The following is a 25527-nucleotide window of genomic DNA, read 5'->3' on the forward strand; positions in this document are numbered from 1 at the left end:
GCTCAAAGGTTGCAACTGGCGGGAAAGCCCAAAATGCTCATCCGCATCGCGCTTGCCAGAAAACTTCTCGTCATCCTCAATGCAAAAGCACGCGGCGCGAGAAGTGAGTTCGCAAATGCAACTTGACCCCCCAGATAGTCGCTCTCCCCGTAGAACGGGGAGAAGGAAGGGGTGCCGTCACGGCCGTATAAACACTTTCCCGTTCGGCTTGGCCAGCTCCACCGGCACCTTCGCCATCGCCTCGTCCAGCGGCAGCACTGCCGTCACATCCGTCGACCAGCGCCCGTCGGAAAAGCGCTTCTGCGCTTCCATGATCGCCGGGCCGCGTCTGTCGCGGAACTGGCGCATCCATTCGACCAGCCAGAAGCCTTCAATATGCTTGTGTTGGAAGATCAGCTGGCCAGGCTCGCGGATGACAGTCGTGTCCGGGTCGAGCCGGCCATAGATGATCCAGCGCGCGCGCTTCGGCATGGCGTCGAATATGACCGAGGCCAGCGGTCCGGTCACCGCGTCGAGGAATATGCGCGGCTGCTCGGTCTTGACCACCTCGCGCAATGCAGCCTTGAAGTCCGGCGCCTTCTCGTTGAGCACATGGGCCGCCCCGATCTCTTTCAAGAGCGGGATCTGCTCGTCGCGGCGCACGGTGACGATCGGCCGGTACCCTTCCTCCTTGGCCAAGCCCGCGATCAGCTTGCAGAGCTGACTGGCGCCGGCGGTCATGATGAAGGCCTTTTCGCCGGCCTCCTTGACGATGTCGAACATGGCGAGCGCGGTCAGCGGATTGACGATCAATGCCGCACCGTCCTCGTCGCGAACGGTGTCGAGCAGCGGGATGCAGACAGCGGCTTCCGCGACCGCGTATTCGGCCCAGGAGCCCCAGTTGGTGACGCCGGTGGTAAAGGCGACGCGCTTGCCGGCCAAGCTTTTCGGATAAGGCTCGTCGCCGCCGGCAACGACAGTACCGACGCCCTCGAAACCGGCCGGCTGGCCCTTGGCGCGTGGCTGGCCGTACTGGCCTTTGATGAACATGACATCGGACGGATTGATCGAGGCGAGGCCGACCTTGATCAGCACCTGGCTCGGTCCGGGCGTCGGCACGCCGATGCTGCCCGGCTGGAGATAAGGCTCCATCGCCTCCAGCACGGTGCCAGTCGGTGTCCTGGTATAGCCGTCGCCGGTCAGCAGCAGCGCTTTCATTTCCGAGGGGATGGCCATGGCCGGGCTCCTTAAGGTTTAAGGATGAGCTTGCCGGATGCGCCGCGGCCCAGCACGCGTGTCAGCACAGCGGCGGCGTCGGCCAGCGGATACGTGCCTTCGATGACCGGCCGGACCTTGCCGGCGAGATACCAGCCGACAAGCTCCTTCATATTGTCGGCGTAGACACGCGGCTCCTTGGCCGTGAACGCGCCCCAGAACACGCCGACGACCGAAAAGCCCTTGACCAGCGCCAGGTTGACGGGGAATTGCGGGATGGCGCCCGAGGCAAAGCCGATGACCAGCAGCCGGCCGTTCCACGCCATCGAGCGGGCGAGCACGTCGAAGGTTTCGCCACCGACCGGATCGAAGCCGACATCGACGCCCTTGCTGCCGGTGACCTCTTTCAGCGCTTCTTTCAGATTGTCGTAGCCGAGCGCTATGTCGGCGCCGGCTTCAGCGGCAATGCGGCGCTTTTCCTCCGACGAGGCGACGCCGATGACGCGCGCGCCAAGCGCCTTGCCGATCTGGATGGCGGCAATGCCGGTGGCGCCGGCCGCACCCAGCACGCACAGCGTCTCGCCTTCGCTGAGCTCTCCGCGTTGCTTCAGCGCATAGTGCGACGTGCCGTAGCCGGCCAGCAGCGCGCAGGCATCAGCGGCAGGCATATCAGGCGGCAGCGGCATGACGAAGGGTTCGGCAGCGCCCACACGCTCGGCATAGCTGCCATGGGTCGAGAGCGCGGCAACGCGATCGCCGATCTTGACCGACTTCACCGCCGACCCAACCGCGATCACCCGTCCCGCAACCTCCATGCCGGGCACGAAAGGCAGCGGCGGCTTCATCTGGTAGAGACCCTGGACGAGCAGGCCGTCGGGATAGTTGACGCCGATCGCCTCGGCCTCGATGACGACCGTATTGCCCTTGGCCTCCGGCTCCGGCCAGTCGCCATAGACGAGCTGGTCGAGCGGCGCGAAATCGCGGGCGATGATGGCTTTCATGCCCTCACACCTTTTCCTGCGTGTATTTCCTAAGTTCGGTGCGCGCCACTTGCCGGCGATGCACGGCGTCCGGCCCGTCGGCCAGCCGCAGGGTTCGCAGATGTGTCCACGAACGCGCCAGCGGCGTGTCCTGGCTGATGCCTTGCGCGCCGAACATCTGCACGGCCTCGTCGGTGACCTTGAGCGCGACGCGCGGTGCAATGACCTTGATCTGGCTGATCCAGGGGGCGGCGGCACGCGCATCGCCCTGATCAATCATCCACGCCGCTTTAAGGCAGAGCAGCCGCGCCATCTCGATCTCCATGCGGCATTCGGCGATGATGTCGAAATTGGCGCCGAGCTTCGCCAAGGGCTGGCCGAAGGCCTCGCGGCGGACAGAGCGCTGGCACAGCATCTCCAGCGCCATCTCGGCCTGGCCGATGGCGCGCATGCAATGGTGGATGCGGCCGGGCCCGAGCCTGCCTTGCGCGATCTCGAAGCCCCTGCCCTCGCCGAGGATCAGGTTCGATGCCGGCACCCGCACATTGTCGAAGCGGAGGTGCATGTGGCCATGCGGCGCATCGTCGTCGCCATAGACCTGCATCGGCCGAAGCCTGGTCACGCCCTTGGTGTCGGACGGCACCAGGATCATCGAATGGCGGCGGTGCTGCGGCTCGGCCTCGCCGCCGGTGCGCACCATGACGACATAGATGGCGCAGCGCGGATCGCCTGCGCCCGATGCCCACCATTTCTCGCCGTTGAGCACATAGTCGTCGCCTTGCCGTTCGCAGCGCATGGCGATGTTGGTGGCGTCGGAGGAGGCGACATCCGGTTCGGTCATCAGATAGGCCGAGCGGATCTTGCCCTCGAGCAGCGGCCCAAGCCATGCCTTCTTGTGGTCGTCGGAGCCATAGCGCTCCAGCACCTCCATATTGCCGGTATCGGGCGCCGAGCAGTTGAAGGTTTCAGCACCCAGATGCGCCTTACCCATCTCCTCGGCCAGATAGGCGTATTCGACGGTCGAGAGCCCATAGCCGCGCTCGGAGCCGGTGAGCCAGAAATTCCACAGGCCGCGCTCCCTGGCCGTCTTTTTCAACCCTTCGAGAATCTCGGTCTGCCGCGCTGTGTAGACCCAGCGGTCGCCGCCCTTGCCGACCTCGCTCAGAAACTCATGGTCGAGCGGCATGATCTCGCCGCGCACCATGGCGGCGACGCGGGCGTGGATCGGCTTCAGCCGCTCGGTCATGCCGAGAGTCATGTCGCTCATTATCTGTTCTCCTCAGCCGCACCCAGGCCGCGCGCCGCGAACGCGACGACCTCGCCGACAATTGCCTCGATATCCCCGTCCGTCTCCGTCGGGCGCGGCGTGTACCAGAACAGCGGCGAGTTCAGCGTCAGGAACATCAGCTGCTCGGCAATGCCGATCGTGCCGAAGCGCATGTCGCCCTCGTCGCGCCCGGCGGCGATCGCCTCGCGAAAGATGCGGCCGTAAGCGTCGCGCGACTGCATCAGCCGGGTGAACTCCTCGCGCTGTTCAGGGGTGGTCGCCCCGCGCAGGTAAAGCTCGACACCTTCCCAGACGACACGCTGGAACGGCTTGGTGCGGATCATCTGGCCGCAATGGATGGCAGCCATCTTGCGCCATCGTCCAATCGCCGGGCCGGGCTGCGCGCGCACCGGCTCGATCGCCGCAAAATTCATGTCCATGCCGGCGCGGAACACATCGGCGAACAGATCGGCCTTGGACGGATAGTGGTGGTAGATGCGGCCCTTGGTCGAGCCTAGGCTGCGCGCGACGTCGTCGATGGAACTCGCGGCATAGCCGCGCTGCATGAAACAGATGGCGGCGGCGCGCAAGATATCGGCGCGCGGGCGATCGAGCAGTGGAGCTTCGACACTGAGCATCGGTTTCGCCTTTCGCCTGCTTCCGCATTCAAGGCCTTTACGTCTGGGCAAAAGATCAACATACTACCGGGTATGTTGTCAATGCGGCAACCGCCCAACGAGGCGAAGTTTCCGCGGGGAGGATCGATGAGCTATCTCGACGAGCTGTTCTCAGTTGCCGGCAAGACGGCGCTGGTGACCGGAGCCGCGACCGGCATCGGCCGCATGGTTGCGACCGCCCTGGTCCAAGCCGGCGCCACCGTGATGATCGCTTCGCGCAAGGGCGAGGATTGCATCAAGGTCGCGGCCGAGTTGAACGGGCTCGGTGCCACCGGCCGCGCCGAAGGCTTCGCCGGTGACGTCTCCACCGAGGCCGGCATTGCCGCGCTGGTCGCCGAGGTCAAGGCGCGCACCGACAAGCTGCACATTCTCGTCAACAATGCCGGCATATCCTGGGGCGCCTCGCTCGAGGACTTTCCCTACCACGGCTGGGCCAAGGTGTTTGCCGTCAACGTCACCGCTGTCTTCCACCTGACGCGCGAATTGCTGCCGCTGCTGGAAGCCGCCGCCAGCGATGCCGATCCGGCCCGCGTCATCAACCTTGGCTCGGTGATGGGCACGCAGCCGCTGGCCGACGATGCCTACTCATACACGGCGTCCAAGGGCGCCGTTCACCATCTGACCCGCACGCTGGCAATCGAACTCGCGGCGCGGCGCATCACCGTCAACGCCTTCGCTCCTGGCCCCTTCCAGAGCCGCATGACCGCCTTTGCCACCGGCACCGAGGAAAAGGCCAGACATGTCGGCAGCCATGTCCCCATCGGCCGTATTGGCGTAGCGGATGACATTGGCGGCGCAACGCTCTATTTGTGCAGCCGTGCCGGCTCCTATGTCACTGGCGCCATCCTGCCGATCGACGGCGGGCAGTCGGTGCAGCATGGGCTGACCTTGTTCAAGGAATGAGCCGCGGTCGGCGGCAAATGGAGGACGTCGCAGTGGAACCGATCAGTCTCGATGTGCTTTTGGCCAGCGTCGGCAAGGAAGTCGGCGTCTCCCCTTGGCGCGTGGTCACGCAGACCATGATCGACCAGTTCGCTGACGCCACCGACGACCACCAGTTCATCCATTGCGATCCCGAGCGCGCCAGGCTGGAGACGCCGTTCGGCGGCACCATTGCGCATGGCTTCCTGTCGCTGTCGCTGCTCTCGGCGATGACCTTCGAGACCATGCCGCCGCTGGAAAAGAGCAAGATGGGCGTCAATCACGGTTTCGATTCGCTGCGCTTCCTGGCGCCGGTAAAGACCGGCTCACGCATCCGCACCCGTTTCGTGCTGGCCGACGTCAAGGTCCGGCCATCCGGATGGGTGCAGACGGCGCATGACGTGACCATCGAGATCGAGGGCTCGAAGAAGCCGGCGCTGACCGCACGCTGGCTGACGCTGACGCTGATCGAGCGTGAGCCGGAGACCGCATGAGCGGCGACGCCAACGCAATCGACCAGGCAGCACTTGCCCCTTACCTCGAAGCGCACATTCCGGGTTTTGCCGGGCTTCATTCCATCGAGAAATTCAAATCCGGCCAGTCGAACCCGACCTATCTGCTGACTGCGGCGAGCGGCCGCTATGTGCTGCGCGCCAAGCCGCCGGGCCAACTGCTGAAATCGGCGCATCAGGTCGACCGCGAATTCACCGTGATGAAGGCGCTTGCCGGAACCGCGGTGCCGGTGCCCCGAATGCTGCATCTATCGGCGGAAGACTCGCCGATCGGCCGCATGTTCTACGTCATGGAGTTCCTCGACGGCCGCATCTTCTGGGATCCGGCCGTGCCGGAAGCCGTCGGCAACGATGGGCGTGCCGCGCTCTACGACGCCATGAACGCCACGCTGGCGGCGTTACACGATGTCGATGTCGAAGCCGTCGGGCTCGGCGATTTCGGCCGGCCGGGCAATTACTTCGAACGCCAGCTGACCCGCTGGACCAGCCAATATCGCGCCTCGGAGACCGGCACCGTCGACGACATGGACCGGCTGATCGCCTGGCTGGAGACGCATATGCCGGCCGATGACGGCCGTGTCTCGTTGGTGCATGGCGACTACCGGCTGGACAACATGATCTTTGCAGCCGGCGAGCCAAAGGTGCTGGCGGTGCTCGACTGGGAACTGTCGACACTCGGCCACCCCTTCGCCGACCTCGCCTACCAGTGCATGCAATGGCGCCTGCCGCATGCCTCGGGCTTTCGCGGCCTGGGCGGTATTGACCGCGCCGCCCTGGGCCTGCCCTCCGAGGAAGCCTATGTCGCCGCCTATTGCCGACGGCGAGGGCTGGCAGGCATCGACAATTGGAGCTTCTTCCTCGCCTTCTCCTTCTTCCGTTTGGCGGCCATCTGCCAGGGCGTCTACAAGCGGGCGCTCGACGGCAACGCCTCCAATCCCGAAAAGGCAAAGACTTATGGCGAGGCAGTGAAGCTGCTGTCGCATCTTGCCGCCAAGCTGATCGACCGAACCTGAATCGACAATGAGACACAGTGGGAGACGCAATGGGCCGTTTTGACGGAGCGACCGTGCTGATCACCGGGGCCGCAGGCGGCCTCGGCCGCGGTACGGCCAGGGGCTTTGCCGCTGAAGGCGCCCGACTGATGTTGTCCGACATCGACGAAAAGGCGCTGGCCGAACTTGCCGGCTCGCTGCGGGCCGAAACAGCTATCCTTGCTGGCAACATAGCGGACGAAAAACTGTCGGAGGATCTGGTGAGACTGGCGGCGGAGAAATTCGGCCGGCTGGACATCGCCATCAACAATGCCGGCATCGTCCAGAGCTTCGTGCGCCTGCCGCAAGTGGACTCCGACGAGGCGCGCCGCGTGCTGGAGATCGACCTGCTCGGCGTCTTCTACGCCATGAAGCACCAGATCCCGCAGATGGAGCGGCAGTTCAAATCGGCCGGGAAAGGCGGCGCCATCGTCAACATCGCCTCGGTTGCCGGGCTGGTCGGCGCGCCGAAACTGTCGGTCTATGCCGCCGCCAAGCATGGCGTCGTCGGGCTGACCAAGTCGGCGGCCGCCGAATACGCCACCAAGGGCATACGCATCAACGCCGTCTGCCCGGCGCACACCCGCACAGCCATGGTCGACAGCTTCGTGCGCATCTCCGGCGCGCCGGAAGCCGAAGCCCTGGCCGAGTTGACGCGCGGCGTGCCGATGAAACGGGTCGCAGAAGTGGACGAGGTCGTGACCGCCATCCTGTTTGCCGCTGACCCCGCCAATTCCTTCATGACCGGCCACACGCTGGCCGTGGACGGCGGCGTCGGCGCAATTTGATAGCTACGATTTGGGCAACCCCAGATTTGGTAACCATTGCCGCAAGGGAACCTACCGCGCCCTTGTCCGTTTTCGTACAGCGTATATAATTTAGCCAACACCCCACCATATGAAGGCAGACTCACGTGCCGCTGAGCGTCCAGAAACGCCGCGAGAAACAAAAGGCCGAACTGCGTTCCGAGCTGCTCGACGCAGCCCACAAGCTCGTCAAGGAAGAGGGCTATGAAGGCCTGACGATCCGCAAGCTGGCCAACCGGGTCGGCTATGCCCCGATGTCGGTCTATTCCTACTTCGCCGACAAGCAGGACATCCTGTTTGCGCTGGCCGAGGATGCGTTCGAAACACTTGCCCGCAACATCGAGGCACATCCCTCCGACGACCCGATCGAGGCGCTGAAGGCGGTGATGACCGAGTATGCCGCCTTCGGGCTAGGCAACCCCAACGAATACCGCACCGTCTTCATGACCGAAAAGACCAAGCTGCCGGAGGGCAGAAGCTATGAGGACATGGAAGAGGGCAACCCGGCGATGAAAGCGCTGATCTCAAGGGTCGAGGCTTGCGTCGCCGCCGGCAAATTGCACGGCGATGCGCGCGCCATCGCCACCATGCTGTGGGCGGTCGGCCACGGCACCATCTCGTTGCTCATTACCTTTCCGTTTTACCCCTTTGGCGATCCGCAGGCTTTCGTGAAGCGGATGTGCGATTCCACCCTTGCCTCGCTCACCATGCAGGACGTGCCACCGCTGACCAAGACCCCGGTCAACTGCTGAGCACCTGGGTATCCCCCGCCCCTCCAACTGAACGTCCGGCCTGACAGCTTCCGCCGTGTCAGTCAGCCGCAATTTTCGGTGTTCAAAAAAATTGTCGTACGTGTACGTTCTTCTACTTGAAAACCAGTTTCCTTGGACGTATGTGTACGTTGTATCGTACATGTACGAAAACAATTTACCCGTTGGAGACTGACATGAACAAGACCCTTCTCGCCCTCGCGGCTGTGCTGGCGCTCTCCGGCTCGGCCTTCGCCGCCGGCGACAACCATTCGCCCAAGCAGGCTCCGGCCGCGACCTGCGTCGACACCACGACCCATGCCAAGCTCGATTGCAGCGTGACCGGCTCGGTCGAAAAGTCCGACGTCAAGGCCAAGGGCCCGCGCCTCGGCATCGAGATCAACCCGTGGATCGTGCCGAGCACGTTCTGAGTTGATCAAGCTCGATCACCAGACGGCACAACGGCTAAGGGCGGCAGGATAATCCTGGCCGCCCGTTTTTCTTCGGCGCAGGCCGGAGTTTTCCTCAACTCAAGCCCGGGCGCAGCGGAGAGATTATTTCTTGCGCGGTTTGCGTCCCGGCACCGTCTTGGCCTTGCCGGGTCTTGCCGGCGCGCCGGAGATGGAGGTCGCGGTGATCGACACCGGATCGCTGGCCGGAAACGTGTCCTCGAGGCCTTCCTCGAGTTCCTCTTCGGCACTCACCTCGTGGTGCCGTTCACGTTCGAGCGAGCGGACCGCGGCGGTTTTCCTGGCTGACTTCGGCGCGGATTTCGACGGCATCGGCATTCTCCCTCGACAGCGCAAGCAGAACGAGCGCGCGTGTCAGACGTTCCCGAAGCAATCCAAAAGGATTGCTCTACGCCGCCGCGTCGCTGGCTGCTTCCGACAGGAAAGTAAAGACATAGTCGGAGAAGGAACGCCAGCACTCGACCCGGAAGGCGTCGGCTGCCGTGCGCAGCAGCACGATTTCGCCCTTGCCGAGAATGGTGCGCGACGCCGCGCCCACAGGGAAAGCTTCCAACGACAGATCCTGCGGACAGCCGGCATAGATCGCGGCCGCAGCTGCCGGCCCGGTGACTTCGAAGGCGACGTTGCGGTGTGAAATACCGACGGCCGAATGCAGCGCGGATACCTTGGCGCAGTCGGCGAGCAGGTCCTTGCCGGCCTCGTCGATCAGAAACCATTCGTCCGGTCCGAGCCACAGCGCCGTGCGGCCGGCCTTCGAAGCCGACGTCTTCGGGCTTTTCGGCAAGGTCAGCCCGAGCGCCTTCGACAGCGCGGCAATGGAAGCCTCCGGCGCGCGCAGCGACATGCGCTCCACCGGCGGCAGCACGTCAACCTTCACGTTCTTCGCCGATACACTGCGCCCGGCCTGTGCCGGACGGCGCTCAGCCGAAGATGCACTGGTTTTCGCAGCAGCCTTAGCCATTGAGGCGCCCTCCCGTCTCATCGAAGAACACCATGCCGGTAACCTCCACTTCGATCACCCCGTTCGGCATCGGCACGTAAAGCGTCTCGCCCATCCGGTCGCGCCCGCCGGCGACCAGCGCCAGCGCGATCGAGCGGCCGCAATTTTGCGACCAGTAGCTCGAGGTGACGTGGCCGATCATCTTCATCGGGATCGCCTGTTTGGGATCGGCGACGATCTGCGCGCCTTCCTCCAACACCACCTTCGGGTCCTTGGTTTTCAACCCGACCAGTTGCTTGCGGCCCTTGGCGACGAGGTCGGACCGCGTCAGGCCTCTGATACCAACGAAGTCGGTCTTCTTCTTGCCGACCGCCCAGTCGAGCCCGGCATCGTTCGGCGTCACCGTGCCGTCTGTGTCCTGGCCGACGATGATGTAGCCCTTTTCGGCGCGCAGCACGTGCATGGCCTCGGTGCCATAGGCGGCGGCGCCATGCTTCTGGCCCTCGGCCCACAGCGCTTCCCAGACGGCCTGGCCGTAGTCGGCCGGCACGTTGACTTCGAAGCCGCGCTCGCCGGTGAACGACATGCGGAACAGCCTGGTCGGCACGCCGCAGATCTTGCCTTCGCGCACCGACATATGCGGCAGCGCCTCATCGGACATATCGATGCCTTCGACCAGCGGCGCGATGATGTCGCGCGACTTCGGCCCCTGCACGGCGATGACCGCCCACTGCTCGGTGATCGAGGTCAGCCAGACATTGAGATGCGGGAATTCGGTCTGGAGATAATCCTCCATATGGTTCATGACGCGCGGCGCGCCGCCGGTCGTCGTCGTCACATGGAAACGGTCCGGCGCCAAGCGGCCGACGACGCCGTCATCATAGATGAAGCCGTCTTCGCGCAGCATGATGCCATAGCGGCAGCGGCCGGGTTCCAGCTTTTCCCACGGATTGGTGTAGAGCAGCTCCATGAACTTGGCCGCATCCGGCCCAACGACTTCGATCTTGCCCAGCGTCGAGGCGTCGAACAGGCCGGCATTGGTGCGAACCGCAACGCATTCGCGGTCGACCGCCGCATGCATGTCCTCGCCGCCCCTAGGGAAATACCAGGCGCGCTTCCACTGGCCGACATCCTCGAACACCGCGCCTTGCGCTTCGGCCCAAGGATGGATCGCGGTCTTGCGCGTCGGGTCGAACAGCGGCCCGCGCGCATGGCTGACGATCGCGCCGAAGGTCACCGGCGTGTACGGCGCGCGGAAGGTGGTCAGGCCGACCTCCGGGATCGGCTTGCCCAACGTCTCGGCGGCAATCGCCAGGCCGTGCATGTTGGAGGTCTTGCCCTGGTCGGTCGCCATGCCGTTGGTGGTGAAGCGCTTGACGTGCTCGATCGAGCGCATGCCTTCATGCACCGCCTGGCGGATGTCCTTGGCGGTAACGTCGTTCTGGAAATCGACGAAGGCCTTGACCGTCTTGTCCGGCCCGGCGCCGGGCGCAGCCCCCAGCATGCCGCGCGACCAGCTTTCCGACGCATCGACCTTTGGCTTCGTACCCTTCGCGGTTTTCGCACCGGCGTCCTTCGCCGCCTTGGCGCCGGCCGCATAGGCCTCGTCGATGCTTGCCGACAGCCCGTCCGTGCCGTTGCAGGCGCCGACCGAGATGCAATCCTGCGCATAAATTCCGGGCACGAAACGCTTGGTTTCGTCGTTGAAAGCGACCTTGCCGCGCGATTGCGAGAAGAGATGCACCGATGGCGTCCAGCCGGCCGACATCAGGATGGCATCGACCGGAATGGTCCGCTCGCCGCCGCCATTCTTCGGCTGCACGGTCATCGACGTCACGCGCAATTTGCCGCCGGCCCGGATCACCGCACGGCCGAAATTGACCTCGATGCCGAGCGCCCTCGCCTCGTCGATGACCGGCCCGGTCGGATGGTCACGCAGATCGACGATCGCCGCGATGTTGACGCCGGCCTTCTTCAGGTCGATCGCGGCTGCATAAGCCGAGTCATTGGCGGTGTAGACGCCGACATTTTTGCCGACCGCCACGCCATAATGGTTGAGATAGATGCGCGCCGCCGAGGCCAGCATGATGCCGGGCCGGTCATTGTCGGCAAACACCATGTGGCGTTCGATGGAGCCGGTCGCCAGCACCACGCGCTTGGCGCGGACCTGCCACAGCCGCTCGCGCGGCAGATCGTGGCCAGGGCTTTGCAGATGGTCGCTGACGCGCTCGACCAGGCCGACGAAATTCTGCGCGTAGTAGCCGAACGCCGTGGTGCGGGAGAGCACGCGGACATTGTCCATGCCCTTGAGCTTCGCGATCGCCGCTTGCGCCCAGCCATAGCCGTCCTGGCCATCGATCTTCGCGCCGGTCTCGAAGCGCAGGCTGCCGCCGAAATCCGCCTGCTCGTCGGCGAGGATGACGCGGGCGCCGGTTTCAGCCGCAGCCAAGGCGGCCGTGATGCCGGCGGCACCGCCGCCCAGCACCAGCACATCGCAATGCGCATAGCGCGACGAATAATGATCGGGATCGGGCTTGTCAGGAGAAACGCCGAGGCCTGCCGCGGCGCGGATCTTCGGCTCGTACAGGCTCTTCCAGGCCGCCTTCGGCCACATGAAGGTCTTGTAGTAGAAACCGGCCGAAAACAGCGGCGACGCAATGTCGTTGACCGCGCCGATGTCGAAGGCAAGCGAGGGCCAGCGATTCTGCGATTGGGCAACGAGCCCGTCATAGAGCTCCTGCACGGTTGCGCGGATGTTCGGCGCCTTGCGCGCCGCATCGCGCTCGACCTGAACCAGCGCATTCGGCTCTTCCGCTCCGGCCGACAGGAAGCCGCGGGGACGGTGATATTTGAACGAGCGGCCGACCAGATGCACGCCATTGGCCAGCAGCGCCGAGGCCAGCGTGTCGCCCTCTATGCCGGTATAGGACTGGCCGTCGAAGGAGAAGCGCGCGGTCTTGGCCTGGCTAAGACGGCCGGCCCTCGGGATACGGAAGGCGCCGCTCATTTCACAGCTCCCGGAAGCTTGGACGGCTTCGGCTCGCCGGCTTTGTAAGTCATGACGAACTTGTCGGTGACGGTGTCGCGCACCGCGTTGAAGAAACGCGCGCAGCCATGGATGTGGCGCCAGCGCTCATAGATGATGCCCTTGGGGTTCGAGCGGATGAAGAAGAACTTTTCGAAGTCGTCGTCGCTCTCGCCCGCCATGTTGGCCGAGCGCGCAATGTGCGCCTCGCCGGCGTTGCGGAATTCGAGCTCCGGGCGCTCTTCCTCGCAATAGGGGCAGCGGATGAGAAGCATCTGTTTGGTCCTAAAATTCGCCGTGGCCGATGGCCGGTTGGTCGCAAAGCCTCATGGCAGCCATCAGTGCGCCACCGCCGCCGCCGCTGCCTCGTCGATGAGGCGGCCGGTGCGGAAGCGCTCGATGGTGAAGGGCGCGTTGATCGGATGCGGATCGTCCTTGGCGATGGTGTGGGCAAAGACATGGCCCGAGCCGGGCGTCGCCTTGAAGCCACCCGTGCCCCAGCCGCAATTGACGTAGAGGCCGGGCACCGGGGTCTTGGCCAGGATCGGCGAGCGGTCGGGCGTGACGTCGACAATGCCGCCCCACGAGCGCAGCATCTTCATGCGGGTGAAGATCGGGAACATCTCGCAGATGGCGTCCAGTGTATGCTGCAGGATGTGCAGGCCACCGGTCTGCGAATAGGAGACATATTGATCGGTACCGGCGCCGATCACCAGTTCGCCCTTGTCGGACTGCGAGATATAGGCGTGCACCGTGTTCGACATCACCACGCAGGGCACCACCGGCTTGACCGGCTCCGACACCAGCGCCTGCAGCGGATAGCTTTCCAGCGGCATGCGCACGCCGGCCATGTTCATGATCACAGAGGAATGGCCGGCGGCAACCACGCCGACCTTCTTGGCGCCGATGAAGCCGCGCGTGGTGTCGACGCCCATGACCGCGCCATTGGCCGCGCGCTTGACCCCGGTGACCTCGCAGTTCTGGATGATGTGCACACCGCGCGCCGAAGCGCCGCGCGCATAGCCCCAGGCAACAGCATCGTGGCGCGCCGTGCCGCCGCGGCGCTGAAGGGCTGCACCGACGACGGGATAGCGTGCCTGCTTGGAAATGTTGAGCGGCGGGCAGAATTCCTTCGCCTGCTCCGGCGTCAGCCATTCATTGTCGATGCCGTTGAGGCGATTGGCGTGGACATGGCGCTTCAGCACCTGGATGTCGTGCACATTGTGTGCCAGCATCATCACGCCGCGCGCCGAATACATGACGTTGTAGTTGAGCTCCTGGCTGAGCCCATCCCACAGCTTCAGCGCATGGTCGTAAATGCCGGCGCTCTCGTCATAGAGATAGTTGGAGCGGATGATGGTGGTGTTGCGCCCCGTATTGCCGCCGCCGAGCCAGCCCTTTTCCAGCACCGCGACATTGGTGATGCCGTGCACGGTGGCGAGATAGTAGGCGGTGGCAAGGCCATGGCCGCCGGCGCCGACGATAATGACGTCGTATTCCTTGTTCGGCTCCGGCGAGGACCATTGTTCCTCCCAGCCCTTATGGCCGCGCATGGCCTCGCGGGCGATGGCGAATACCGAATATTTTTTCAACGTTCCAGCCTCGCAAATGGCGGCAGGGGCATTCACTCGGCCCCGGCGCGCGAGGTGTATCACTAGCGAAACAGCGCTTCCACCCTTGCGCTGTTTGCGACGGCGCTTGCCGTTTTGCGCCGTGGTGGAAAAGAGGTCCCGGCAGGCTTCGCACGTATCGGGTGGCTCGCGCCGCCCCAGCCTGCGACTAACATCCCGATTGCCGGCGATGCTGGCGCGAAAAAAGGATGCAGAAAATGTTCGCACTCGCCAATAAGATCGCCATTGTCACTGGCGCCAGTTCCGGCATCGGCCGCGCCACGGCAAAACTCTTTGCCGAGGAAGGCGCCAAGGTCGTTGTCGCCGCCCGCCGCCAGGCCGAGCTTGACGCGCTGGTCGCCGAAATCGAGGAAGCCGACGGCACGGCAATCGCGCTGGCCGGCGACGTCACTGAAGAGGCCTATGCAAAAGCCCTTGTCGATCTGGCCATCGAAAGGTTTGGCGGGCTCCATATCGCCTTCAACAATGTCGGCGCCGTCGGCCCAATGGGTCCGATTTCGGACCTGTCGCTCAAGGGCTGGCGCGAAACGCTCGACGCCAATTTGACCAGCGCCTTTCTCGGCGCCAAATACCAGGTGCCGGCAATGGTCGAGCGTGGCGGCGGATCGCTGATCTTCACCTCCACCTTTGTCGGTCACACCGTCGGCATGCCCGGTATGACCAGCTATGCCGCCAGCAAGGCCGGACTGATCGGGCTGACGCAGGTGCTGGCCGCCGAATATGGTCCCAAGAGCGTGCGGGTCAACGCGCTGGTACCGGGCGGCACCGACACGCCGTCGGCGACGTTCAAGACTCCGGAATCGCGTGCTTTCGTCGAAAACCTGCACGCCTTGAAGCGTGTGGCGGAGCCAGAAGAGATCGCCCGCGCGGCGCTCTTTCTGGCCTCGGATGCTTCGAGCTTCACCACCGGATCGGCGCTGTTTGCCGATGGCGGCATCTCGATCACCCGGACGTGAAGCATTTCGCGGTCACAGCCTGCACCGATCAGTCATAGAGCCTCGAAACCGGACTTGCTTTTTCCACACGATTTGGCGATTCGGTTTCGAGTGAGGAGACGGATATGCTGCTGATCAGAACCTATATCGCCCAGAGCGCAATCGAAGGCGTCGGCGTCTTCGCCGCCGAGCCGATCAGGAAGGGCGCCTCGATCTGGCGGCTCGATCCGGATTTCGACCGGCTGATCCCGATGGACAAATACGAGGCGGCACCCCCGCACCTCCGCGAATTGCTCGACCGCTACGCCTATCCGAGCCCCGACCGTCCCGGCTTCATGGTCTATGAGGTCGACAATGGCCGCTTCATGAACCACGCCGACCGGCCGAACACCGACTTTTCGCAATATGGCGGCGCCACCGCGACCCGCGATATATCAGCCGGCGAGGAAATCACCTGCGACTACGGCGAATTCTTCGAGGATTTCGCCCGGCTTCATCTGGCCAGCGCCTAGTGGGCGCCCTATCTGGAGGCGACCGTGGCAAATTGGCGGTTGTCCTGCATTTCGAGTGTGGACAGCGCGGCCTGATTCTGCTATCAGCCGCCACAATTCGTGGTGTAAATCGCCGCGGAGGCATGTGGCTATGGCCGCTTGCCTGTTGATATCAAACCCGAAAGACAGGATTGCCCGTGCAGGTACTCGTCCGCGACAACAACGTTGATCAGGCGCTTCGCGCTCTCAAGAAGAAGATGCAGCGTGAAGGCATTTTCCGCGAAATGAAGATGCGCGGCCACTACGAGAAGCCCTCCGAGAAGCGCGCCCGTGAAAAGGCTGAAGCCGTTCGCCGCGCCCGCAAGCTGGCCCGCAAGCGCGCTCAGCGCGAAGGCCTGCTGCCGATGACGCCGCGCCCGGTTGCTGCCGGCGCCGCCGGTGGTCCTGGTGGTGCTCCGCGCCCGCCGCGGTTCTGACGCCAATTTTTCGTCCTTTTCGAAGGATAATTTGAGGTGGCGCGATGCGGAATCGCCGCCACCTTTTTGTTTAGAGCGCCGCCTTTTTGTTAGAGGGCGTTCCCTTGAGCGCGCAAACGGCGCTCTAGATTTTGTTACGACAATCTGTGGACCCGGCCCGGAGGGGGACCTGGACTGAGAGACGCGACTGAAGTGAGGACAGGGCAGTCATGAATGCAATCAGCGTAGAGCGCAGAACAACAATGCGCGGTTTCGCCCTGACGGCAGCCCTGATCTCCGGCCTGGTGCTTGCCAGCTGCCAGAGCGTCCCGACCGGCGAGTTCAACAACATCGACAAGGCGCAAGGCTCGACCGAAAACATCTCCTCGCTGTCTGCGGTGATCCAGCGCAATCCCCAGGATCCCGAAGGCTACAATGTGCGCGGCTCGGCCTATGGCCGTGGCGGCCAGTACCAGGCGGCGCTGAAGGACTTCGACACCGCCATCCAGCTCAATCCGAATTTCTACCAGGCCTATTCGAACCGGGCGCTGATCCAGCGCTTCCTCGGCAACCAGGCCGCCGCCCTTGCCGACTACAACCGCTCGATCCAGATCAACGGCAATTACGACGCCGCCTATATCGGCCGCGGCAATCTCTATCGCAAGGCCGGCCAGACCCAGCAGGCCTTCAACGATTTCCAGAAGGCGATCCAGCTCGACACCACCGATGCCCGCGCCTACCACAATCGCGGCCTGATCTATCAGAGCCAGGGCCAGCACAAATTTGCCATCGAGGATTTCTCGACCGCCATCTCGCTGGCGCCGGATGCCGCCGAACCCTATAACGGCCGCGGCCTGTCCTATCTCGCCATGAATGATGAGGACAACGCCTTCTCCGACTTCAACATGGCCATCAAGCTCGACGGCAAGAACGCCGAGGCCTGGGCCAACCAGGCGCTGATCTACGAGCGCCGCGGCGACAAGGTGCGGGCATCCAAATCCTACCGTGAAGCCGTCCATCTCGACCCGACCTACCAGCCGGCCAAGGACGGCCTGTCGCGCACCGCCACCGCCACCGCCGGCTGATACCCAGCCGGTTCGCCGCGCGGGTCGTCGCCCGCAAACAGGCCCGCTGGACAAGGCCTGGTCGGCGCTCGGGCGCCTGTGGCGCCACTGAGCTCTGGCCGACACGCCATCACTCAATCTTAACCACCGAGGGGCAAAGCGTTAACCCTTGCCTTGATCGCGCCAAGTTTTCAGCGGAACGCTCCGGGCCGTTCAACCGTTGTTGAAGGCAATTTTTCGAAAGGACTGACCCATGATTAAGAAACTCGGCTGCGCCGCAGCGCTCGCCACGACGCTGCTTGCCGTTCCCGCCAGCGCCGGCAAGCTTCAACTCGGCACGCTCGATTGCACCATCGACGGTGGCGTCGGTTACGTCGTCACGTCGAACAAGGGCGTCGACTGCACCTTCCGCCCCTACCACCATGGGCCGTCCGAGAAATACACGGGGATGATCTCCAAGCTCGGCGTCGATCTCGGCCAGACGCATCAGGGCCAGCTGGTGTGGGCTGTTCTGGCCGCCACCCGCAGCCATGACGGGGGCGACCTTGCCGGCCATTATTACGGCGTCAACGCCGAGGCGAGCGTCGTGACCGGCGGCGGCGCCAATCTGCTGGTCGGCGGGCTGGACAGCGCCTTTGTGCTGGAGCCGCTCAGCGTCCAGGCGCAGACCGGCGTCAACGTGGCGGTTGCGGTGACCTCGCTGGAACTGATCCACTCGTTCAAGTAAGTATCGGCAAATAAGGATCGACTGATCCCTCTACGTGCGGCGCGGAACAGGATACTGTTTCGCGCCGTATGCTTTTTGGGGGGAACCGCCGTGCTGAAGACCATCGCCGCCGCCGCCATCATCGCCATTGCCTGGGCAGAACACGCTCAAGCGCAGGACCAGGGCATAGAACTCGGCGTGCTCGATTGCGCCATAGGCGGCGGCACCGGCTTCATCTTCGGCTCCAGCAAGGATCTGAGCTGCACCTTCACCCCGGCCGACAAGAGCTTTTCGCCGGAAGCCTATTTCGGCGCCGTCAACAAATACGGGCTCGACATCGGCACCACCAAGCAGACCGTCATGCAGTGGCTGGTGCTGACGCCGCTGAAGAACATCTATGCGCCGGGCGCGCTGGCCGGCGACTATGTCGGCGCCAGCGCCGAGGTCACGGCGGCGGTCGGCGCCGGGGCCAATCTCCTGGTCGGCGGCTCCTCGCAGGCCTTCACCTTGCAGCCGCTCAGCCTGCAGACCCAGACCGGCATTAACATCGCCATCGGCGTCAGCCAGTTCCAGCTGCGCAGCACCGAGAACTGATCGCACTGGCGAAAAAAGCCGCTTGAACTCAACCTCGGTTGAGGTTTTACAAGCCTGCCCTGACTGAAACAGCACGCATGGCCCGGCCGGAAAGCCACACTGGCTTCTGGTGCAACGCGCCGGCATCGAGATATGCAAAGGCAGGGTAGAAAGAATGACTGACATCACCAGCAACAAAGTCGACTGGCGGGCATTGTGGGCAAGCGGCGACCTCGCGCGCTTCTGCTTTATCAGCCTCGGCATCCTGCTGCACGCCACCAACGAGACGATGGTGGCAACCGTCATGCCGGCCATGGTCGGCGACCTCGCCGGCGTTCAGTTCGTCGGCTGGTCGCTGGCGGTCTACGAACTAGGCGCCATCGTCGCCGGTGCTGCCGCAGGGCGCATGGTCAGCTATGTCGCGCTGCGCTCCAACGTCACGGTCGCCGCTTTGCTCTATGCCGCCGGCGCGCTGATCTGTGCCACCGCACCGTCCATGCCGGTGTTTCTCGCCGGCCGCCTGGTCGAGGGCCTCGGCGGCGGCGCGCTGGTGTCGCTGGCCTTCGTCTCGGTCGAGCGGCTGTTCGACCGTAGGATTTGGCCGCAGCTGTTCGGCATCATGTCGGCGATCTGGGGCGTCGCCGCCTTCAGCGGCCCGATGCTCGGCGCCATCATGGTCGAGCTCTTGTCCTGGCGCTGGGCCTTCGGCGTCTTCGTGCTCGGCGGCATCGCCATGGCGCTGGCGAGCTTCATCGTGCTGAACACGCCGGAAGCGACAAAGCCGCAAGCCGCCGCCGGCACCTCGCCACCCTTCCCCTATGCAGCACTTGGCTGTCTCGCCATCGCTGTCGTGCTGATCGCCACCGCCGGCGTCGACGTCGCCCTGCTGCGCTCCTCGCTGCTGCTCATCCTCGGCCTCGCCGGCCTGGCGCTGTTCGTATTCGTCGACGCCATGAAGCCGCGCTCGCGGCTGTTCCCCTCACAGCTGTTTTCGTGGCGCTCGCCGGTCGGCAGCGGCATGACCGTGGTCGCCGCCTTTTCGGTGGCTACGGTCTCCTTCTCGATCTACGGGCCACTGCTGCTGACCACACTGCACGGCATCCCGATCCTGACCACCGGCTACATCATCGCCGCCGAATCGATCGCCTGGTCGATTCTGTCGATTGCCGTCGCCAATGCGCCGCTGGAGCGCGAACGGCAAATCATCGTCATCGGCGCGCTGATGATTGCATCCGGCCTCGCCGGTTTCGCTTACTCGATCCCGTCGGGGTCGATCCCGCTGATCCTGGTCTGCGCCCTGCTGCAAGGCGGTGGCTTCGGCGTCACCTGGCCGTTCCTGACGCGGATCATCGTCGCCTCGGCTCGCGATGGCGAGCAGACGATTGCCTCGGCCGCCGTGCCGACCATGCAGCGCATCGGCTACGCCGTCGGTGCTGCCGTGGCCGGCATCATCGCCAATGCCAGCGGCTTCTCCGCAGGGCTGAACCGCGATGCGGCGGCCAGCGTCGCCGGCTGGCTGTTCCTCGCCTTCGTGCCGCTCGGCATTGTCGGCTGCCTGGCGGCGTTGAGGATGGCTTTGACGGCAAGCCGGCCACAATTGGCGGCAGGCTGAGGCCACGGCCGGGAACTGGCCGGTTGCCTCCCGACCGGCCAGCCTGTCAAAGCGACGGAAGAACGCTGCGGATGTGATTGGCAAACGCCTCCACCGCAGGCGACCGCTCGGTGTCGGCAAAGGCGATCAGAATGCCAAGGCGCGGCAGTGGCGGCAGCGGCAGAATATGCAGGTCGGATGGCACCGCCTCCTGTGCCATCACGCTGATGGCGAGACCCGACCGCGCCACCGCGATCAACCCGGCAAGGCTGTTGCTGGCGTAGGCGATTTTGTAGCGCAGCCCGGCGCGGGCCATGGCCTCGCACGCCGCTCTGTGGTCGACAGCGTTCGACGCCGACAGCGCCAGCGGCACGGTGTCGCCGAACTCATAGAGATCCAGGGTCGGCTTGCTGCCGACCCAGACCAGCCGTTCCGTGCGCACCACGCCTTGTGCATCATGCGCATTCGAAACCAGTGCCAGGTCGATCTGGCGTGCGTTGAGCAGCGTCCGCAATTCGACGGTCGGCGCTGAGACCACCTTGATTTCGACATCGGGATACATCGTGCCGAAACTCTTCAGGAGGGCGGGAAAGAAGGCGCTCAGATAATCCTCGGGGCTGCCGAAAATGATCGAGCCGTGCAGGCCCTTGTCGGACAGCGCCGAGATCGCTTCATCATGGATTTTGAGAATGCGCTCGGCATAGGCGAGGAACCGCTCGCCGCTGCCGGTGAGCCGCACGCCGCTGCCGCTGCGATGAAACAGGTTTTGGCCCAGCGCCTCCTCGAGCCGTTGTATCTGCATGGTCACGGCCGACTGGGTGCGCCCGACCTGTATGGCCACCGCGCTCAGCGTTCCCGAATGCGCCGCTCGCACGAAGGTCGTCAGCAGCTTGAGATCGAGTGGAACCTGCATATCAATTCCATTGATATCGGAATCCGATTACTATCAATTTTACTGCACCCACGCCATCGGCTATTTTTTCCTCCTCAACGGTTTTATGGAGCTGCGGCATGTCGAAAAACGCGGATCGCGAATTCTGGGCGGCGGCGCAGAAGCATTTGATACGCTATGGCGGCAGCTTCGAGCCCGCCATCATCGAGCGCGCTGTTGGCTCCTTCGTCTACGATGCCGACGACAGGCCCATCCTCGACTTCACCTCCGGTCAGATGAGCGCGCTGCTCGGCCATTCCCACCCCAGGATCGTTTCGACGGTGACCCGCCAAGTCGCGGAGGTCGCGCATCTCTTCAGCGGCATGCTGTCGCGACCGGTGGTCGAGCTTGCCGAACGCCTTGCGGCACTGGCGCCAGGACTCGACCGGGTCATGCTGCTTTCGACGGGTGCGGAATCGAACGAAGCGGCGATCCGCATGGCCAAGCTGGTGACCGGCAAGCACGAGGTCGTTGCGTTCTCGAAGAGCTGGCATGGCATGACCGGGGCTGCGGCGTCAGCGACCTACAGCGCCGGCCGCAAGGGCTACGGACCGGCCACGGTCGGGTCGCTGGCCATCCCTGCCCCTAACAGCTTTCGGCCGCGCTTCAGGAATGCCGACGGCTCGCTCGACTGGCGCACCGAACTCGACGACGCCTTCGACCTCGTCGACAGCCAGTCGACGGGAAGCCTAGCGGCGTTCGTCGCCGAGCCGATCCTGTCGAGCGGCGGCATATTGGAACTGCCACTAGGCTACCTCGCGGCGCTCAAGCAAAAATGCAGCGAGCGCGGCATGCTGCTTATCCTGGATGAGGCGCAGACCGGCATTGGCCGCACCGGCGACATGTTCGCCTTCCAGAGGGACGGCGTCACGCCCGATATTCTTACCCTGTCCAAGACCATCGGCGCCGGCCTGCCTCTGTCAGCTGTCATGACGACAGCCGACATCGAAGAGGCCGCGCACGAGAAAGGCTTCCTGTTCTACACCACGCATGTCTCCGACCCGCTGCCGGCAGCAGTGGGCTTGGCCGTGCTCGATGTGGTGGAAGAAGAAGAACTGGTCGACCGCGCCCGGCATATGGGCGGACGATTGTTCGACGGGCTGTCGCGGCTCAAGCAGCGCTATGAATGCGTCGGCGACGTGCGCGGGCGCGGGCTTCTTCTCGGCGTCGAGATCGTCAAGGACGGCAAGCAGCCCGACCACCAGCTTGGCGCAACCATTGCGGCGGAAGCGTTCCGGCGCGGTCTCAGCATGAACATCGTCAAGCTTCCCGGCATGGGCGGCGTGTTTCGTATCGCCCCGCCGCTGACCATCTCCGAGCAGGAACTGGATCTCGGCCTGCGGATCATCGCAGAGTCGATTGAAGCCGGGCTTGCAGCGAGCGCTCCCGGCATCGCCGCCGAGTGAGTATCGGCGGCCAGAGCGGCCGCTCAGACCACGAGGGTCTTCAGCCGTTCGGCGATGAGCGCGGCGAGCCGCGCCGCCACCTCGTCCTTGCCCATTTCCGGCCATTCCTCGACGCCGGATTTGAAGACGATGCGCACCTTGTTGCGATCGCCGCCCATCACGCCTGTGGGGCCGACGCCGCTTTCATGCGAAACGTCGTTGGCGACGATGAAATCGGCGCCCTTCTTCTTCAGCTTGGCCTCGGCATTGGCGATCAGATCCTGCGTCTCGGCGGCGAAACCGACGACCAGGCCCGGCCGCTTCTGGTGATGGCCGACGCCGGCAAGAATGTCGGGGTTTTCGACCATCTGCAGCGCCGGCGGCCCCTCGCCCGCTACCTTCTTGATCTTTTCGCCGGCCGTACCGGCGGTGCGCCAGTCGGCGACCGCTGCCACGAACACCGCGGCGTCCGCCGGCAGTAGGCTCTCGACGGCGGCCTTCATCTCGCTTGCGGTCTCGACATGCGTCGTCGCAACGCCGGCAGGATCGGCAATGCTCACAGGACCGGAGACCAGTTGGACATCGGCGCCAAGCCTCGCCAGCGCTGCCGCAATCGCATGACCCTGCTTGCCCGACGAGCGGTTGGCGATGTAGCGGACCGGGTCGATCGGCTCATGCGTCGGGCCTGAGGTGACGATGATCCGGCGGCCGGCGAGCGGCTTCGGCTTGCTGTCGAGCATCGCTTCAATCACTGCCACGATCTCCAGCGGCTCGGCCATGCGGCCCTCGCCGGCCTCGTTGCTTTCGGCCATCTCGCCCTTGGCCGGGCCGACGAAGGCGATGCCGTCCTTGGCGAGGGTCGCCCGGTTGCGGCGCGTCGCGGCATGCGACCACATTTTCGGGTTCATCGCCGGCGCCAGCAAAACCTTCTTGTCAGTGGCGAGCAGCACGGTGGAGGCGAGGTCGTTGGCATGGCCGTTGGCGAGCTTGGCCATCAGGTCGGCGGTGGCCGGCGCCACCACCAAAAGGTCGGCCTCGCGCGACAACCTGATGTGGCCGACATCGTGCTCGTCATTGCGATCGAACAGTTCGGTGAAGACATGGTCGGCCGAAAGCGCGCCGACCGACAGCGTGGTGACGAACTCCTGCGCGGCCGATGTCATCACCACTCGCACCGCCGCACCGCGCTCGCGCAGCCGGCGGATCAGGTCGAGCGCCTTGTAGGCGGCAATGCCGCCGCCGATGATCAGCAGGATGCGCTTGCCGGAGAGGCTGCCACGCGACATGACCTTGCTGGCCGCAGCGGCAGTCGGCGCTATCGGGCTGCGTGCGCTTGCCAGTTCGCGCAGCGTCTGTTCGATCTGGTCGATGCGGCCAGAGGGGCCAAGCTGTCCCTCGACCGCGGCGCGGATCATCACCCGCGCCTGCTCTTCCATTGAGCGATCGTTCTCCGCCGCCAGCCGGCGCAGCAGATCCTTGACCTCGTCGTCAAGGTTGCGAATGGTGATGCTGGCCATATGATTGCACTCTGCTCGAAATCGCCGGATGCAACGATAGCAATGCAATCATTTTGAGACAAGCCGTTCCCGGCAGACGGCTAGAGCAGCTTCCAGGCAATATAGACCAGCGTCAGCGCGATCACCCACAGCGCCAGCCGGCCTGAGCGGGTGTAGCGGGCTTCGGCCTTGCCGATGGCGCGCGATGTCGCCTCGTCGAAACGCAGCCCGTGCTCGGCCATCAGATCGATCTCCCGCGACAGCCGCTCGGTGCGGGCGGCGAGGTCGGGTGCTTGGCGCGCCAGCGCCAGCAGCGCCTTGGCGCTGTCGCGCGCATCCATCAAAAGTCCGCTCGGGCCAAGATTGCCGGCGATCCACTGGCCGACCACCGGCTCGGACGTCTTCCACATGTTGAAGGCCGGATCGAGCGTGCGCGCCACACCTTCGACCACCACCATGGTCTTCTGCAGCAGGATCAGTTCCGGCCGCGTCGCCATGTCGAACAGTTCGGTGACCTCGAACAGCAGCGTCAGAAGCTTGGCCATCGAGATGGTCTCGGCCGGCTGGCCATGGATCGGCTCGCCAATGGCGCGGATCGCCTGGGCGAAGGCCGCGACATTGTGCTGGCGCGGCACATAGCCGGCCTCGAAATGGACTTCGGCCACGCGCAGATAGTCGCGGGTGATGAAGCCGTAGAGGATTTCGGCGAGGAAGCGGCGCTCCTTCTTGCCGAGTCGCCCGGCAATGCCGAGATCGACGGCGACGATATCGCCGTTCGCCTCGACGAACAGATTGCCCGGATGCATGTCGGCATGGAAGAAGCCGTCGCGCAACGTGTGGCGCAGGAACGACTGGATCAGGTTGGTGGCGATGGCCTTGAGATCGTGACCGACCGCCACGAGACCAGCCACGTCGTTCATTTTGACGCCGTCGACCCACTCCATGGTCAGCACGTCGCGGCCGGTGCGTTCCCAGTCGACCGACGGCACGCGAAAACCGGGATCGTCCTTGGTGTTTTCGCCGAGCTCCGAAAGCGCGGCCGCCTCGAGCCGGAGATCCATCTCGACCTTGGTGGTCTGCGCCAGCGTCTCGGTCACCTCGATCGGCCGCAGCCGGCGCGATGACGGGACGTACTTCTCCTGCAGGCGGGCGGCGAGGAAATAGCTTTCGAGATCCTGGAAGAAGCGGTGGCGCACGCCCGGCCGGATCACTTTCACCGCCACCTTGGTATCAACGCCATCATGGATGGCTTGCGCAGGATGAACCTGGGCGATGGAGGCCGCCGCGACGGGATCGCCGAACTCGGTATAGAGCTCGCCGATCTTGCGCCCGAGCGAGCCCTCGATAGCCGCCACAGCTTCCGCCTGCGGGAAGGTGTGCATCTTGTCCTGCAGCATGGCGAGGTCGAGCGCCATGTCGTTGCCGACGACATCGGGCCGCGTCGCCAGGAACTGACCTAGCTTGACGTAGGAGGGCCCAAGCCGGACCACCGCCTTGGCCAGCCGGTCGCTGCGCTCATAGGCAAGCGCGCGACGGCGGGTGAACAGCCGCGCCATGCCCCAGCCGAATTTCGGCAGGCCGCTGAGCTCGTCGCCCGGAAGTGCTGCGATCACGCCCTCGCGGACCAGCACCCAGCCGGCCCGTGCGAGCCGAAAGGCGGCGCCGACGCTGCTCATGCCCAAACCTGCTGCAAATTG

The 25527-nt window shown here is 64.5% G+C and carries 26 protein-coding genes and 1 pseudogene; 15 read left to right on the top strand and 12 right to left on the bottom strand.

What is annotated here, in order from left to right; all coding sequences use genetic code 11:
• Positions 1-126 (top strand): annotated as a pseudogene (locus tag AC04SG_RS25600) (IS110 family transposase); the annotation flags it as partial.
• A gap of 51 nt (positions 127-177) precedes the next feature.
• Here AC04SG_RS25600 and AC04SG_RS25605 read toward each other — a convergent pair.
• From AC04SG_RS25605 to AC04SG_RS25620, 4 genes are read right to left on the bottom strand one after another with little or no spacing between them, the layout of a single operon-like run.
• Entirely contained in the window at positions 178-1215 is a 1038-nt protein-coding gene (locus tag AC04SG_RS25605) for a zinc-binding dehydrogenase (RefSeq protein WP_488553310.1), read from the bottom strand.
• Between the two features lie 11 nt (positions 1216-1226).
• Positions 1227-2195, bottom strand: a complete 969-nt coding sequence (locus tag AC04SG_RS25610; protein ID WP_488553311.1) for an NADPH:quinone oxidoreductase family protein — start codon at positions 2193-2195, stop codon at positions 1227-1229.
• Between the two features lie 4 nt (positions 2196-2199).
• The gene (locus tag AC04SG_RS25615) at positions 2200-3441 is read right to left on the bottom strand and encodes an acyl-CoA dehydrogenase family protein (protein WP_488553312.1); all 1242 of its coding nucleotides are present in this window, start codon (positions 3439-3441) and stop codon (positions 2200-2202) included.
• Complete coding sequence (locus tag AC04SG_RS25620) at positions 3441-4079, bottom strand: TetR/AcrR family transcriptional regulator (protein WP_488553313.1); 639 nt, start codon at positions 4077-4079, stop codon at positions 3441-3443. The genes AC04SG_RS25615 and AC04SG_RS25620 overlap by 1 nt, the downstream gene beginning before the upstream one ends.
• Positions 4080-4205: 126 nt before the next feature.
• On the opposite strand from AC04SG_RS25620, the gene AC04SG_RS25625 reads away from it, so the two are divergent.
• The 6 genes from AC04SG_RS25625 to AC04SG_RS25650 all read left to right on the top strand — a co-directional run bounded on the left by AC04SG_RS25625 (position 4206) and on the right by AC04SG_RS25650 (position 8568).
• Positions 4206-5021, top strand: coding sequence for an SDR family oxidoreductase (locus AC04SG_RS25625; RefSeq protein ID WP_488553314.1), 816 nt, complete (start codon positions 4206-4208; stop codon positions 5019-5021).
• Positions 5022-5038: 17 nt separating this feature from the next.
• A complete protein-coding gene (locus AC04SG_RS25630; RefSeq protein ID WP_477233145.1) occupies positions 5039-5533 on the top strand; it encodes a MaoC family dehydratase in 495 nt (164 codons plus the stop codon).
• A complete protein-coding gene (locus AC04SG_RS25635) occupies positions 5530-6564 on the top strand; it encodes a phosphotransferase family protein (protein WP_488553315.1) in 1035 nt (344 codons plus the stop codon). Before AC04SG_RS25630 ends, AC04SG_RS25635 begins: the two co-directional genes overlap by 4 nt.
• 29 nt (positions 6565-6593) lie before the next feature.
• Positions 6594-7370 (top strand): SDR family NAD(P)-dependent oxidoreductase, encoded by a 777-nt coding sequence (locus AC04SG_RS25640; protein ID WP_488553316.1) that lies wholly within the window; start codon positions 6594-6596, stop codon positions 7368-7370.
• A gap of 125 nt (positions 7371-7495) precedes the next feature.
• Entirely contained in the window at positions 7496-8140 is a 645-nt protein-coding gene (locus AC04SG_RS25645) for a TetR/AcrR family transcriptional regulator (RefSeq protein ID WP_488553317.1), read from the top strand.
• Positions 8141-8334: 194 nt separating this feature from the next.
• A complete protein-coding gene (locus AC04SG_RS25650; RefSeq protein ID WP_488553318.1) occupies positions 8335-8568 on the top strand; it encodes a DUF680 domain-containing protein in 234 nt (77 codons plus the stop codon).
• Positions 8569-8691: 123 nt separating this feature from the next.
• On the opposite strand, the gene AC04SG_RS25655 is transcribed toward AC04SG_RS25650, so the two are convergent.
• From AC04SG_RS25655 to AC04SG_RS25675, 5 genes are all read right to left on the bottom strand, one after another.
• Entirely contained in the window at positions 8692-8919 is a 228-nt protein-coding gene (locus AC04SG_RS25655) for a hypothetical protein (protein ID WP_488553319.1), read from the bottom strand.
• A 76-nt stretch (positions 8920-8995) separates the two neighbouring features.
• A complete protein-coding gene (locus AC04SG_RS25660) occupies positions 8996-9568 on the bottom strand; it encodes a sarcosine oxidase subunit gamma (RefSeq protein ID WP_488553320.1) in 573 nt (190 codons plus the stop codon).
• A complete protein-coding gene (locus AC04SG_RS25665) occupies positions 9561-12554 on the bottom strand; it encodes a sarcosine oxidase subunit alpha (protein ID WP_488553321.1) in 2994 nt (997 codons plus the stop codon). The genes AC04SG_RS25660 and AC04SG_RS25665 overlap by 8 nt, the downstream gene beginning before the upstream one ends.
• Positions 12551-12847, bottom strand: a complete 297-nt coding sequence (locus AC04SG_RS25670; protein WP_112559219.1) for a sarcosine oxidase subunit delta — start codon at positions 12845-12847, stop codon at positions 12551-12553. The genes AC04SG_RS25665 and AC04SG_RS25670 overlap by 4 nt, the downstream gene beginning before the upstream one ends.
• Positions 12848-12910: 63 nt before the next feature.
• On the bottom strand, positions 12911-14164 hold the full coding sequence (locus tag AC04SG_RS25675; RefSeq protein WP_112559217.1) for a sarcosine oxidase subunit beta: 1254 nt from the start codon (positions 14162-14164) through the stop codon (positions 12911-12913).
• Positions 14165-14400: 236 nt separating this feature from the next.
• Between AC04SG_RS25675 and AC04SG_RS25680 the strand changes: the two genes are divergently transcribed.
• From AC04SG_RS25680 to AC04SG_RS25710, 7 genes are all read left to right on the top strand, one after another.
• The gene (locus AC04SG_RS25680) at positions 14401-15159 is read left to right on the top strand and encodes an SDR family oxidoreductase (protein ID WP_488553322.1); all 759 of its coding nucleotides are present in this window, start codon (positions 14401-14403) and stop codon (positions 15157-15159) included.
• 104 nt (positions 15160-15263) lie between these two features.
• Positions 15264-15650, top strand: coding sequence for an SET domain-containing protein (locus AC04SG_RS25685; protein ID WP_488553323.1), 387 nt, complete (start codon positions 15264-15266; stop codon positions 15648-15650).
• Positions 15651-15826: 176 nt separating this feature from the next.
• Entirely contained in the window at positions 15827-16105 is a 279-nt protein-coding gene (gene rpsU, locus AC04SG_RS25690) for a 30S ribosomal protein S21 (protein WP_023671138.1), read from the top strand.
• Positions 16106-16314: 209 nt separating this feature from the next.
• The gene (locus AC04SG_RS25695; protein ID WP_488553324.1) at positions 16315-17169 is read left to right on the top strand and encodes a tetratricopeptide repeat protein; all 855 of its coding nucleotides are present in this window, start codon (positions 16315-16317) and stop codon (positions 17167-17169) included.
• A 232-nt stretch (positions 17170-17401) separates the two neighbouring features.
• Positions 17402-17875 (top strand): DUF992 domain-containing protein, encoded by a 474-nt coding sequence (locus AC04SG_RS25700; RefSeq protein WP_488553325.1) that lies wholly within the window; start codon positions 17402-17404, stop codon positions 17873-17875.
• Between the two features lie 90 nt (positions 17876-17965).
• Positions 17966-18448 carry a DUF992 domain-containing protein gene (locus AC04SG_RS25705; RefSeq protein WP_488553326.1) on the top strand — a complete coding sequence of 161 codons (483 nt, stop codon included), beginning with the start codon at positions 17966-17968 and terminating at the stop codon, positions 18446-18448.
• Between the two features lie 154 nt (positions 18449-18602).
• Positions 18603-20039 (top strand): MFS transporter, encoded by a 1437-nt coding sequence (locus AC04SG_RS25710; RefSeq protein ID WP_112559211.1) that lies wholly within the window; start codon positions 18603-18605, stop codon positions 20037-20039.
• A gap of 46 nt (positions 20040-20085) precedes the next feature.
• Here the strand turns inward: AC04SG_RS25710 and AC04SG_RS25715 are convergent, their stop codons facing one another.
• On the bottom strand, positions 20086-20931 hold the full coding sequence (locus tag AC04SG_RS25715) for a LysR family transcriptional regulator (protein WP_352586211.1): 846 nt from the start codon (positions 20929-20931) through the stop codon (positions 20086-20088).
• 98 nt (positions 20932-21029) lie between these two features.
• On the opposite strand from AC04SG_RS25715, the gene AC04SG_RS25720 reads away from it, so the two are divergent.
• Positions 21030-22355: an aspartate aminotransferase family protein gene (locus tag AC04SG_RS25720; RefSeq protein WP_488553327.1), complete on the top strand. Its 1326-nt coding sequence runs from the start codon at positions 21030-21032 to the stop codon at positions 22353-22355.
• A gap of 23 nt (positions 22356-22378) precedes the next feature.
• Here the strand turns inward: AC04SG_RS25720 and coaBC are convergent, their stop codons facing one another.
• Both coaBC and ubiB read right to left on the bottom strand, forming a co-directional pair.
• Positions 22379-23851: a bifunctional phosphopantothenoylcysteine decarboxylase/phosphopantothenate--cysteine ligase CoaBC gene (gene coaBC / locus AC04SG_RS25725; RefSeq protein ID WP_488553328.1), complete on the bottom strand. Its 1473-nt coding sequence runs from the start codon at positions 23849-23851 to the stop codon at positions 22379-22381.
• A gap of 80 nt (positions 23852-23931) precedes the next feature.
• On the bottom strand, positions 23932-25506 hold the full coding sequence (gene ubiB, locus AC04SG_RS25730) for a 2-polyprenylphenol 6-hydroxylase (RefSeq protein ID WP_488553329.1): 1575 nt from the start codon (positions 25504-25506) through the stop codon (positions 23932-23934).
• Positions 25507-25527 lie beyond the last annotated feature (21 nt).

This window comes from Mesorhizobium sp. CNPSo 4684 (genome assembly GCF_057784315.1).